Raw genomic sequence first — 12,122 nt, 5'->3', positions numbered from 1 at the left:
GAGGAACTGCCCGCTCAGCTCGGCCGGGATCTCGCCGACGACCTTGGACGGCTCCAGGGTCACCTCTTCGGGAACCGGCGCGTTGTTGCCCGCCAAGTGCAGCGGCACGATTTCGGACACGTTGGAACTCCTGGAGGTAAGCGATGGAGACGCCGACAACCGTGCAGGAGAAACCTGCGGCACAACAGTCTTGTTCTTTCCGCCCGCCTCAGCCGCCCGACAAAAGCCCAGGTGGGGGCGGCAAAGGAACTATGAGTAGGCCGCTTCAGTATTGGATCTTGAGATTGATCGGCGGGTTTCTGTGCGAGGAGCGACCACGCTAGGAAGTCATCTGTGTTGGCGAGTCAGCGGTGGCAGATGAGTGTGGCGACGATGTCAGCGAAGGCAGGGGCCCCTGCTCGGGCGGGCCGAGCGCCGCGCTGCCGGGGTTGCGGCCGAACGCCTCCCAGCGCATAGCGGCCACCTGCCGCTCAGCCCCTTCGTGGATCCCCCGATGCAGGCAGGAGGCGTCGCCATCGCCCCGGCCTGCCGCTTCGTGTGATGCATCCACGGTCACCTTCTCTCGTCCTTCCGGCGCTTTGCCGTCGCGCGCACCTCCGCTTGCTGGACCGATACCGACAGATCATAGTACGATCGTTTTCACAACGACCGTTTCCATTTCGATAGCTTTGAGGAGTGTCGTGAGCGCCCGAACACGCACCAAGACCACCCCGCGCCCCTTACCCACGACTTGGGACCAGCAGCAAGGACGCGGCGCCCGGCTGGCGCAGGTGGATGCGCTGCGCGGCTTCGCACTGCTCGGCATCCTGACGGTCAACATCACCTACATGGCCTCGGCCTATCACGGCACCGGCCTGGAGGACCCGGGCCTGGGCGGCCCGCTGAGCGAGGGTGTCCGCTGGCTAGTGGCGGTGATCTTCGAGACGAAGTTCTTTCTGCTGTTCTCTTTCCTGTTCGGCTACAGCTTCACGCTGCAGATCGACTCGGCCGAGCGACGCGGCGCCCGGTTCGCGCCACGCTTCCTGCGGCGCCTGACCGGGCTGTTCGTGATCGGCGTCATCCACGCCGTCGTCCTCTTCCCCGGCGATATCCTCACCCTGTACGCCGTCCTCGGCCTGATCCTCCTCGCGCTGCGCCGCATCCAGCCCCGCACCGCGGTACGGATCGCCGTGGCGCTGCTGGCGGTGACCGCCGTCGGATACGCGCTCCTTGCGCTCGCCGTCGCTCATGCCGGCGGGAGCGGTACGATTCCCGCGTCCACGGCATCCGCAGCGGCACAGGCGACCGAGGCCCTGCGGGGCGGGCCGGCATCGGTCATCCGCGCGCACCTCCAGGAGCTGCCGGACGTGGCAGCCCTGCTGCTCTTCTTCCAGGCGCCGTCCGTGCTCGCCGCCTTCCTGCTGGGCCTGGCGGCCGGACGCCGTGGCGCCCTCGCGGACACCGACCGGCACCGGCGGCTCCTGCGGCGGCTCCAGTGGGTCGGCTTCACGGCCGGGCTGCTGGGCGGCATCGTGTACGCGCACGCCAGCCTGATACACCCCGAGTCGGCGCACCAGCTTTACGCCATGGGCCTCGACGTGATCACCGCTCCCCTGCTGGCCGCCGCCTACGCCGCGACCGTGCTCCGCCTGGTCCGTGGCCGTTGCGGCCAGGCCGTGGTAACCGCGCTCGCGCCGGCAGGCCGTATGTCGCTGACCAACTATCTCGGGCAGTCCCTGCTCTGCGCCCTGCTGTTCACCGGCTTCGGGGCCGCGTTGGTCGGCCGCGTCCCGCCCATTGGCGTCGCGGCGATCGCCCTGACCTTGTTCGCGGCGCAGGCAGTGGCCAGTCGATGGTGGCTGCGACACCACGCCTACGGCCCATTGGAGTGGCTGCTGCGTGCCTGGACCACGCTGTCGACACCCCCGTGGCGCCTGCGCAGCGAGACACGGTCACCCCAGCCATAGTTCTTTTTCGTACCTTCACTTTCTTGATCCACTTCAAGAGGAAAGGCGCATCAGCATGTCCGGCACGAAAACAAAGATCGTTATTCGACAGAAAATGTCGAACCGAATTCTGGTGGCGGCCGGATTTCCTGCCCTGGGGGCGGTGGCCGGATGGCTGCTGAAGCTCCTGGCAAACTGGGCTGTTTCCTGGCCCTGGATTCCGTTGCCGGGGCCGCTCGAACTCATCAACAATGCGCCCGAACCGACAGCGACGCTGGTGAGCCTGCTGGTCGGGGCCCTGGCCGGTGGCGTCCTCGTACTCATGGCCGAATACGGCTACGTTACCGTCACCATCGAGGATGACCAGGTCACAACAGATCGCGGCGACTCCAGCCAGAGCGTTCCCCGGGCCATGATCCATGGGGTGTTCGCCGACGGCAGGCGGCTGGTGATACTCGGCGAGCGGGGCAAGGAGTTGGCCGTGGAAAGTAAGAACGAGGGCGCGGACCTGCCGTCGGTCAAGCAGCTCAAGGAGGGCTTTCAAGCACACGGATATCCGTGGCTTACGGAGGGGGACCCCTACCGAGACGAATACAGGCGATGGGTCGAGGACATGCCGGGCCTGCCGGTCGGCGGCAACGCACTCCTCAAAGCGCGGGCCGAGGCACTGAAAAAGCAGGACGAGACGAACATCGCCGAACTGCGAACGGAACTGGCGAAGCTCGGCGTATACGTACGCGATACGGACAAGAGGCAGTGGTGGCGTCATGTCCAGCCAGCGGATGACCAGAAGAGCAACCATCTCTGATAAGACCATAGGGCGCTGCCGGCGGCCCTGAAGCGAAGCCCGGACCGGGAATACCTCGGCTGCGGCCACCTTTGGTCAACTCCCCGCACAATGCGCCTCTCAGTCGCTACCCACTCCAACGCCACGTTGATCAGATCGGCCGGGTGTCCTTCGTCTGAGCCCGGCACGAATCGCCTCAGTCGCCACCGCCCGTACCCCGGCCGCCTAGAAGGTGACGCCCATCCGGGCGCACATGAAACTGCGGTGCCGCCCCCTGAACGCCTTCCAGATCGAGTTCGAAGGCCGACTCACCCGACCGCCAACTGAACACCTCAACAACCAAGATCAGCCGTTAATTTGGCACACCTCTCGTAGTAGGTGACCTGGTCGCCTTTTCCATGGCCGACGCCTATGCCTGGAATATCTCCCAGCACGACTTTCTCATGCACTCGAAACGAACTTATCACTGCCTAAGGGCCTAACTAAGCTCCGAGAAAAGCCCCAGCAGAACGGTTGGGACTTTCTTTTAACAATTCCGCGGAATCCTCAAGATCGCGCTCTCCGCTAACCGGGCGTGGACGCCCCCGAATCGCGCCAAAATTACTGCGCCGGACCATCTTCTGGCTTTGCGTCCTCGCTTCGAGGATCGTCATCCGCACTTCCTCCAGGCCCTTCCAGAGCCGAGCGCGGCTTCTTAGGAGGCCTAGTCACACGACTACGTGCAGCAGTATTCCTCTTTCCAGCCACCCGACCAGTGATCCGTCCTGCCGCAAAATCGGTCATAAGCTTCAGGCGGAGTTCGTGAGTAGGCGCCAATAGGATCATCATCATGTGGCGCTCGTCAGCTTTTACTGCCTTGAAGCGTTCATCCAACTGAGCTATTTCACCAGCGATGTTCGCATTCATAACACGTAGAGGATATATGGCGGCCCCGCAAAGCAGTCCGGCAACTCCCGAGACTACGGCCTGAGTGATCAAATTGAGCACGAGAAGAACCAACGCCGTGGGCACTAGAGCCAGGCCCAACGCCGCTGCCGCTAGCCAAAAATAGAAAACAACATTTCTCTGCCGCTCAAGCTTTTCATATCTTCTTTCAATGCGCCTTGGCTCATCTTCGGCCTGCATCTTCTCGAGCCAGACCGCACGAGACTTCGACCACAACCACTCCTGGCTGCCCTCATCGTGCTCATGCCCCCTTTGGGAGGGCCTGACTTCCCCTGAAGAACCCTGATCTCTTTGCTCAGGATCGCCATCGTTCCCGCGTTCGGGAACTGTTGGTGAGTCTGTCAACGTCGACCTACACTACTGTTTCCGACTAAGGGCAATAATACTTCCGCGCACGCGGGTCCAACACAGGGTCCCAAGAAGCCGATGCTATATGCGCTGTTCACTTACAATCTCCCGAGTAACCTGACTGTAGGAAGCTCCGGTATCTACCGAGCCCTCACTGTCTACTCTGGTTAGATTCGCGTAATCGAAGATTACCTCCACGAGGTAGGCATCCCGAAGCGTTGCATCGGTCAGGTCAGCTGACTTGAAAACAGCTCTGGTGAGGACACCTCCATTAAAGCTGCTCTCCGCGGCAACTACTTCACTTAAATCAGCACGGACCATATAAGCGCGGTCGAACAATGCACCCGATAGGATTGCGCCAGTGAAGTCTGCGTCTTCAAGAATGCCGCCAACGAAGCAGGTGTCAAACGCGAGACAGTCGCTTAGCTTCGCCTGCGCGAGACTAGCCCCCTCGAAACTTCCTTCCGAGAGGTCGGCCTTGCTCAGAATGGTGCCCTGGAAGTTGGCGCCCTGGAAATTAAGGCCACTCAAATGAGCGCCCGAAAGATCCAAGTAGCTAAGATCGAAGCGCAGGGTTGCGACTCCCTCTCTTATATCTTGTAAATTGCCGAGTATCGAGAGCGCGGTTTGAACTTCGAGAGACAGATGTTCGTCGCTCCGGTTTTTTACTACTCGCAGACTGCGCTGAGCCCTAATGAGTTGCACCAGCGCCTCAGCCGCAGCAATGCGTGTCCGCCGAGATTCCCCCGCCAATGCGACTAGTTCGTACATCGATCCCAGTCGGCTCATCTTACTCTTCGAGTCCAGGCCGGCCGTCGCGATGCTCAGCCTTTCTCCGAATTCTAGAACCAGATGAGTCTTGTTCTCCCGATTCTTCGCGACGCTCGGGCCAGCGTCACGATCCAGCGCAAATATCACACCCCAAGCAGTGACCGCAAAGGCCACTGTGGCGCCCACAGCAAGTGATGCACCCGAAGACTTTGCAGATGTTGCGGCATGATTTATGCTAATTCCAGCCAAAAAGGAAAATATCAGAGGGATGAGAACTTTCAGCCAGTAAGGGGCTTTCCGCGATTCGCGAGGGGGAGGCGGCGCCAGCAGGTCCTCACGGGCACCTCTAGATTTCCTCACGGGAGCTGCCTTGTCCGAAAGCGTGGGCTTCGCTGGACCGAGTTGATGATGTACTGCCATACCGGGAGAGCACCCACTTCCCCTAGAGTGCTGGTGTGACGGCGTTGCGGCGAAGTTGGCGGCGCTGCAACGACGTGCCTGCTGTGGCGTTGAAGATCGTCTTTTACTCCCACCTGTATCGCGCCCTTATAGACACGATGATGAACTAGACAACGGCGTGTGTCCATCACTTTCCTCCGAGTGATTCCGTGCATCATCTGCTTGCATGATCGCTTAGGAGGCCGAGACATGCTAGACCTGGGATGATGCGCTCCCGTGGCCACCTTCGGCCTCTCGCATGGCACTTAACTCACCCCCTGACTTCTTTGCGTTCAGCGGTTCAGGCCGTACCTCCTCCCTGACCACTTTGGGCCCATTCCTGCACCTTGCAGTGGTTGGAAATTTACTAGCATTTCGACAAGATCGTTACTTACTCACCAATCCAACTCCAGCACTTAGTACGTGGATCGCCCTCCTGTGGATCACTGCGAGCGACGGCAACCAAACAGAAGATGAACCCGATCAACAAGCCCGACTTCACTGGTGTCACCTATGACACTTAATGTCCGGATCGGATAGACGCTCTTGATACTAGACGGTTCTGTTTCGCAACCCAATGCAGATTTATAATCTCTTGATTCAACCTCACGCCTCCATGTCGACCTGGTTACTTGAGCTTTAAGCAACTGCCCGGGTGCTAGCCGCCCTTGCCTCACTAATCGTTCGAGCAAGTCCTCCTCGCTGCGAGCACTCTGAGGTGAAGCTCGCATGAAGTGTTGGCAAACATCCGAGCATGACGAGTTGTAACCACCGCGGCGGATCTGGCGCATTGGCAAGTGGCCCGTCGTCGCAAGGATCGACAGTCACCACGGGTCGCAGAACCCGCAGAATCCGCGCATGCTCTTATCGTGCTGTCAGTGGCCGCCTCTCCCTGTATCTGGAACGCCGCGCAATGCCGCGGAAAGACGCACAATCCTCCGACCTGCGCGAACAGTCCACCAATCGCTGACGGACGAGGTGCTGTGCCAGATGACACCGGACCACGGCTGACCTGGCCATAAGGGGGTTGCAGCACCGGGGAGGTCCTGGAAATTCTGCGGATTGTGCGACGGGGCCGGCTGGCAGGGGCCCGCAGGCATACCTACCCCCTTCGGCAGGGCGCAGCTACACGAACCGCCCCTTCCCTGGAGTCACTACTGAGGGAGCCAGCGCCCAGCCAAGCACGATCTCGCGCAGTCTCCGGGTCGCTGAGTCGTCCTCGAACCTCTGCTTAGTCACGGTCGACGCAGGAAGAGGCTCGGCTGCCGATCTCGACAACGCGACCTACCTCCCTTGAGCATGCCGAACTCGCGCCGAAGTGGCTGCTTGACGGCTTCTCGCGGAGGAGTTTCCGCAGCTCAGCGCCGGGGTGTCCTGCCGAAGCCTCGTTCACTGAAAAGCGGATCATTTCCGACCGCGGGTTGGTGCAGTCCCTCCCCCGGATGATGCTGAGATCGCGTGGGCGGCAAAGCGGACCCATGACTGTCCGGAGTCGCTCCTGACGCTGCTGAGGTCGTGTACCAGGCTGGACTATTTCCCGTGTCTAGCCGAGGCTCCGGTGCTGGTCGTTGCCCATGTGCGTGCTGCGGTGGGCCTGCCGGAGGATGTCGTACCGGTAGCCGAGGAACGGGCGGAGAAGCGTACCGCGCCTGGATCCGGGAGTGACTGGGGCTGGCGTACGGCCCGGTCCGGGCCGCCCGGGCGGTTGCCACTGCCGCGACGGAGGAGGCGGCCCCGGTCCGCGGCCCCGGTCCGCGCCTCGGTGGGGACCTGGCGAACGTCGCACTGGAGGCTGTCGCGATCTCCCGCCCAGGCTGCCCCCATCCACTCCACCAACCTGGCGGGCTTCAGCCCCTACCGGCGCGAGAATGTACTCCGCTTCGGCGACTACACCACCGACCAGTTCCACATACCCCCACCCGCCTACAACCCGACCTTGCGCGGTACCGCGGAACAGGCCGGCCAAGAGACGAAGCGCCCCATGAGGCCCCGTGAGCTCGGAGCTTTCTGCTGCCCGCGGGACGCTGTCGGGGCGGGGAGCACCTGGACGCGTGTTGTATTTCGTACTTTCCCGAATTAGTCTTTGGCGCATGGAGGAGTCCGAGGCTCTCGACGAGCTCTTGCGCGCGCTAGCGAGCAGGCACAGGCGCCAGATCCTTCTCGGGATCTGGGAGACCGAGCGCGGGGCCGGAGAGCTGGCGGGCCTCCTCGGCCTCGCCCCTGCCACCGTGTCGGAGCACCTGAAGGTGCTCCGCAAGACGGGCCTGGCCACAATGAGGGCCGAGGGCACCTTCCGGTTCTACCGAACCTGCCCGGAGCAGGTGCGGCACGGCGTCGTACTGATGGCACGAGCCTTCCCGGGCATGGAACAGCCGGCTGGGTTCGACACCTCCCCACCGGAAATCTGAGGAACGAATATGAACGAAGACAGGACACACCGAGCGAACGCCGTGGTGCACTTCGACATCAGCGGCCCGCATGAGGAGGACCTGCACCGCTTCTACCGCGATCTGCTGGGCTGGCAGGTCAGCCCCCAGGGACCCGGCTACGCGCTGGTGCAGACGCCCGGCGGGCTAGGCGGAGCGATCAGCAATGCCCCGGCCGCAAGCGTCTGCATGGGCGTTGCCGTCCCCGACATCGAACAGGCCGTCGCCCGTGCCAGCGAACTGGGGAGCGATGTCGTGATGCCGCCCACAGACAACGGCTGGGTCACCAAGGCCCAGGTCAAAGACCCCGCCGGCAACCTGCTGACCCTGATCCAAACGTGAGTGCGAGCACCCAAAGCGGCGGCTACTCCAGCACGCCCCTGGCTCAGAAAATTGGCATCAAGCCCGGCCACACCATTCATCTGCTCCACCGCCCCGCCGGTTGGGCGATCCCGGATCTACCCGGGGGCTGCACAATAGCCGGTGGGAGCCCCTCAGAGGCAGACGCGACGATCGCGTTCTACCGGTCGCTGAGCCCGCTGCGCTCCGACGCCTCAGGGCTGGCGGCGGAGTTGGGCGACCAGGCGATGCTGTGGATCGCCTGGCCACGGCGAGCGGCCGGTCACCAAAGCGACATCACGGAAAATCTGGTGCGTGACCTCTTCCTCCCTCACGGCATCGTCGACGTGAAGGTCGCCACGCTCGGCGAGGACTGGTCCGGGCTGAAGTTTGTCCGCCGACTGGAGAACCGAAAAAGGTCGTAATCCGACCGGGCAACCACCCCCCGAACCCACGGGGACCATCACTCTGCGTACCCGATTGGCCGGCAGGATCCGCCGAACAGCACTCCTAGGGCCTTGGGAAGAGATACGGCGGAGGCGCCGTATCTCCTCTGACGCCGCGGCGGTGGTCGTAGTCGAGCTCGGGGGCAGGGTGCTTGCACAGCGGCGAAAGCCCAGACGTATCCGGTGGCAGCCAGGTGCTGGCTTCTTGGCCTTTCGGTGGTGCACGGCATCGCTCTTGCCCGAGGCTCGGGTGACGAGTGCCGATCCGGCATAGGCCTTCAGCCTGCGGGCGTTGGTGAATCGGTGGCGGCCGCCGCCGAACTAGATCCGGGCGGCGATGGTGGTCAACGGTCGGTCTCTTCCAAATACCGTCGCTGGTCCCGTAGGAACCCTGCGACGAACAGCGACCGGGGCGTGGCGATGGCGGTCATGTAGGTCTTGAAGGAGGAGTCCTCGATGTCCTTGCGCATCAGGGAGTGGGCGGCAGCCGGATAACGCAGGATCCGCAGTTGGCCCGGCGTGCGCAACCGCTGGCGATATCCGGCCTCGGTGTCTGCGACGTCGACGTTTATGTCGTGGCCCGCCAGGATCAGCAGCACCGGAACCCGCAGGGCGGCCAGGTCCGCGGACGCGTCCGAGGCGTAGTTCCTGGTGATGAACGTCCACCGGTCATTCGAGATGCCGCTCACATCGCCCCCCGCGGCCCGATACTGCTCATAGGTCTGGCCGTTGCTGAGTGCCCGGAGCATGCGGTCGCTCTGAGCGAGCTTGGACCTGACCTGGCTGGGTGAGGCGTTCCGTGCGCGGAGTTCGGCGAGCAGATGGTAGCGGCCTTGCCGGAGCCAGTTGATCGCGGGAGAGACGGCGATGAGGAACCTCACGTCGGACGACAGTCTCGCAGCCTTGGGCATGACCCAGCCCGCCTGGCTGCCGCCCCACAGCCCCATCCGGTTACGGTCGATGTCGGAGCGCCGCTTGGCCCACTCGATCGCCGCGACGGTCTCCTCCGCGCGGTGCTGCATACTCTGGTGCAGCCAGTTGCCAGGCGCTCCGCCGACGCCCGGCTTGTTCCAGGACAGCGAAGCATAGCCAGCCCTGGCCATCGTCTCCCAGATCGGACGGTAGAAACCGTCGTCGGTGGCGTCGACCGGTCCGTCACCGTGAACGAACACCACTAGCCCGTATGGCCCGTGACCATGCTTCGGCATCGCCAGGACCCCCCTCAGCGGGTGCTCGCCACCGGTGATCGTCACCTTCTCCTCCCTGAGGTCGTAATCATGCTGGTAGATCACCCAACCGCCGGCCCCGGCGATCACCACCAGCACGGTCAGCAGCGAGACCCGGATGAGCTTCCGCATGCCACCTCTTTCGTTCATTCTAGATACGATCGTAATGACAACGAACGTACTATGCTAGTTGTCATGCGGGAGATACCGGGCCGGTTGCTAGTGGAGGCGATGGTCCGCGCGGACGGGACCGTGGACTGCGGTGACCTCTACACGGTGGCGGGGCTGCTGGGGATGACCGACCAACAGGTGCGCCTGTCCATCAGGCGGCTGGTGGCCGACGGCCGTGTCGTCCAGGAGGGGCGCGGACGAAAGGCCACCCTGCGGGCGACCGCCGAGACATGGCGATCGATCGAGCCCGACATCGATTTCATGCGGCTCATGTACCAGCAGGACCACGGCAAGGCCCCCTGGGACGGGGTATGGCACCTGGTGGGATTCGCGATCCCGGAATCGACGCGTCCCGCGCGGGACGCGCTTCGGGAGGCGATCGTCTATCTAGGCGGCGCCGCCGTCCAGAGCGGCCTCTACGTATCGCCACACGCCTGGGAGGATCTGATCAAGGCCGAGGCCGCCAGGCTCGGGGTCACGGATCACCTCACCTTTCTCACCAGCCGCGACCTGTGCATCGGTACTGAAAGTGCCCCCCGGGCCCTCGCTGAGAGGCTCTGGATGCTGGACGAGATCGCCGAACGACACGTCCGTCTCATCGAGATCGCCGCAACGTACCTAACCCGGCTGCGGGCCGATCCACCGGAGACCGAGCAACTGACCATCGCCATCGAACTGGCCGCCGAATTCACCCACGCCATGGAACCCGACCCCCTGCTGCCGCCGGAGCTGCTGCCACAGCCCTGGCCCGGGACAGAGGCCCGCGAACTCCTCGCGCAATGTTGGGCGCTACTGCTCAGCAAACCGCACCACAACGCACCGCGCCTTTTCGAGGTTTACACCGAGGCCGCACGATCAGTCACGGTCTGAACTGGCCTGGCCGCGTGGAACCGCCCTACGTCGTAGCTGTCCAACAGCTGGCTCCTGATGATCAAGATCGTCGCAAATCTCGATCTACCGGTCTCTCATCGTCACTCACGCCCCCGAGACACAATCGGCCCGTAAGCTGCGGACTCAGCTTGAACTCTCCGCAATGGCCGGGATCTGCTGGGACAGGTCAGAAAGAGGTGGCGGATCGGGGAGCAAGGTGCCGAACGCGCACGAGGGTGTGGACCGTGTCTCCGCCTTGCTTTGTCGGTGTACTCGGCGACCGCGAGGCAGCCGTATTTGTGGTCGACGCCTCCGAGTTATGGAGGAGCCTGAGGTCCGGCTGGCGGGGCCAGGCCGGCAGGCTAGACCTTCTCGTTACGTCAACTTCTAAGATCGCCGGGGTGAGAACACATCACCCCTTCACCATCACCGACGTGCGCATCTTCGACGGCCGCGGCGTCCTCGAAGCCACACACGCGCGAATCGCCGACGACCCGATCGACGCCGCCGGCGACGCCTCCGTCCAGGGCGCGGACGAAGTGCTGGTCGACGGACGCGGCGGGACGCTGCTGCCGGGACTCATCGACGCGCATGTCCATCTGCTGCCGGGATGCACGCAACTGGCCGCGGTGTTCGGTGTCACCACCCTGATCGACCAGTTCAGCAAGCCGGAGGCCATCGAGCCTGAGCGGGCGGCCGTCGGCGCGGCCGTGCGCGCCTCGGGTCCCGTCCGGGCTGACCTGCGCACTTCCAGTGTCGGGGCGACCGCGCCCGGAGGCCATCCCACGATGGCGTACGCGCCCCTGCCGTACGTCACCGGGCCGGCGGACGCGGCCTCCTTCGTCGAGGCGCGTCTGGAAGAGGGCGCGACACACCTCAAGGTCGTCCTCGACGACGGGTCGGGTTCCCTGCTGGACATCCCGGCGTTGGACGCCGCGACGATCGAGGCCCTGGTACGTCGTGCGCACGAGCACGGGTTGCCCGTGGTCGCGCACGCCTCGACGTCCGCCGGCGCGGTCACAGTGGCCCGGTACGGTGTGGACGTGCTTGCGCACGCGCCGTTCGAACTTGAGCGACGACCAGGTCGCCGCGGTGGCCAGCGCGGGTTGCGCGCTGATCGCCACGCTGAGCGTGGTTGACGGCTCCCCCGGCCCCGACGGCGGCATGCCGCTGCTGGTTGCACCAGCGGGCTAATGGGGACGCCGACCCAGCGCGGTCGTGGAGCGGCGAGAGAGTATGGCATTGGCGTTTGTAGCCACGTTGCAGGTGCTGCCGGCGGATGTGGCGCGGTGCTGATCCGGCAGAGGTGCGGGGCTGGTCCGCGCGTGAGGTCGCCGATCTGCCTCACGGGCCCTGCGTCGTCAGCGGAAGGAGCCCGCTGAGGACCAGCAGGAGCGCGATGCCAGCCAGGGCGGCGACTCCGATGATCG

10 protein-coding genes are annotated in these 12,122 nt (G+C 63.8%); 7 read left to right on the top strand and 3 right to left on the bottom strand.

The window, feature by feature from the left end; all coding sequences use genetic code 11:
* Window positions 1–680 precede the first annotated feature (680 nt).
* Window positions 681–1,946: a DUF418 domain-containing protein gene (locus AB0H37_RS44435; RefSeq protein WP_360618769.1), complete on the top strand. Its 1,266-nt coding sequence runs from the start codon at window positions 681–683 to the stop codon at window positions 1,944–1,946.
* Window positions 1,947–2,001: 55 nt separating this feature from the next.
* Window positions 2,002–2,733 carry a hypothetical protein gene (locus AB0H37_RS44430; RefSeq protein WP_360618768.1) on the top strand — a complete coding sequence of 244 codons (732 nt, stop codon included), beginning with the start codon at window positions 2,002–2,004 and terminating at the stop codon, window positions 2,731–2,733.
* A gap of 579 nt (window positions 2,734–3,312) precedes the next feature.
* Here AB0H37_RS44430 and AB0H37_RS44425 read toward each other — a convergent pair.
* Both AB0H37_RS44425 and AB0H37_RS44420 read right to left on the bottom strand, forming a co-directional pair.
* Entirely contained in the window at window positions 3,313–3,837 is a 525-nt protein-coding gene (locus AB0H37_RS44425; protein ID WP_360618767.1) for a hypothetical protein, read from the bottom strand.
* Between the two features lie 249 nt (window positions 3,838–4,086).
* Complete coding sequence (locus tag AB0H37_RS44420; RefSeq protein ID WP_360618765.1) at window positions 4,087–5,196, bottom strand: pentapeptide repeat-containing protein; 1,110 nt, start codon at window positions 5,194–5,196, stop codon at window positions 4,087–4,089.
* Between the two features lie 2,108 nt (window positions 5,197–7,304).
* Here AB0H37_RS44420 and AB0H37_RS44415 point away from each other — a divergent pair.
* From AB0H37_RS44415 to AB0H37_RS44405, 3 genes are read left to right on the top strand one after another with little or no spacing between them, the layout of a single operon-like run.
* Complete coding sequence (locus AB0H37_RS44415) at window positions 7,305–7,622, top strand: metalloregulator ArsR/SmtB family transcription factor (protein WP_360618764.1); 318 nt, start codon at window positions 7,305–7,307, stop codon at window positions 7,620–7,622.
* 9 nt (window positions 7,623–7,631) lie between these two features.
* A complete protein-coding gene (locus AB0H37_RS44410) occupies window positions 7,632–7,982 on the top strand; it encodes a VOC family protein (protein WP_179848037.1) in 351 nt (116 codons plus the stop codon).
* Entirely contained in the window at window positions 7,979–8,404 is a 426-nt protein-coding gene (locus tag AB0H37_RS44405) for a hypothetical protein (RefSeq protein ID WP_360618762.1), read from the top strand. The genes AB0H37_RS44410 and AB0H37_RS44405 overlap by 4 nt, the downstream gene beginning before the upstream one ends.
* Window positions 8,405–8,769: 365 nt before the next feature.
* Here AB0H37_RS44405 and AB0H37_RS44400 read toward each other — a convergent pair whose 3' ends face one another.
* On the bottom strand, window positions 8,770–9,783 hold the full coding sequence (locus AB0H37_RS44400; protein ID WP_360618760.1) for an alpha/beta hydrolase: 1,014 nt from the start codon (window positions 9,781–9,783) through the stop codon (window positions 8,770–8,772).
* A gap of 99 nt (window positions 9,784–9,882) precedes the next feature.
* On the opposite strand from AB0H37_RS44400, the gene AB0H37_RS44395 reads away from it, so the two are divergent.
* Both AB0H37_RS44395 and AB0H37_RS44390 read left to right on the top strand, forming a co-directional pair.
* Complete coding sequence (locus AB0H37_RS44395) at window positions 9,883–10,692, top strand: PaaX family transcriptional regulator C-terminal domain-containing protein (protein ID WP_360618759.1); 810 nt, start codon at window positions 9,883–9,885, stop codon at window positions 10,690–10,692.
* A 434-nt stretch (window positions 10,693–11,126) separates the two neighbouring features.
* Window positions 11,127–11,831, top strand: a complete 705-nt coding sequence (locus AB0H37_RS44390) for a hypothetical protein (protein WP_360618757.1) — start codon at window positions 11,127–11,129, stop codon at window positions 11,829–11,831.
* Window positions 11,832–12,122: the final 291 nt, after the last annotated feature.

It is taken from the genome of Actinomadura sp. NPDC023710 (assembly GCF_040639875.1).
GTDB lineage: Bacteria > Actinomycetota > Actinomycetes > Streptosporangiales > Streptosporangiaceae > Spirillospora > Spirillospora citrea.
This window is presented reverse-complemented; position numbering and strand designations above follow the sequence as displayed.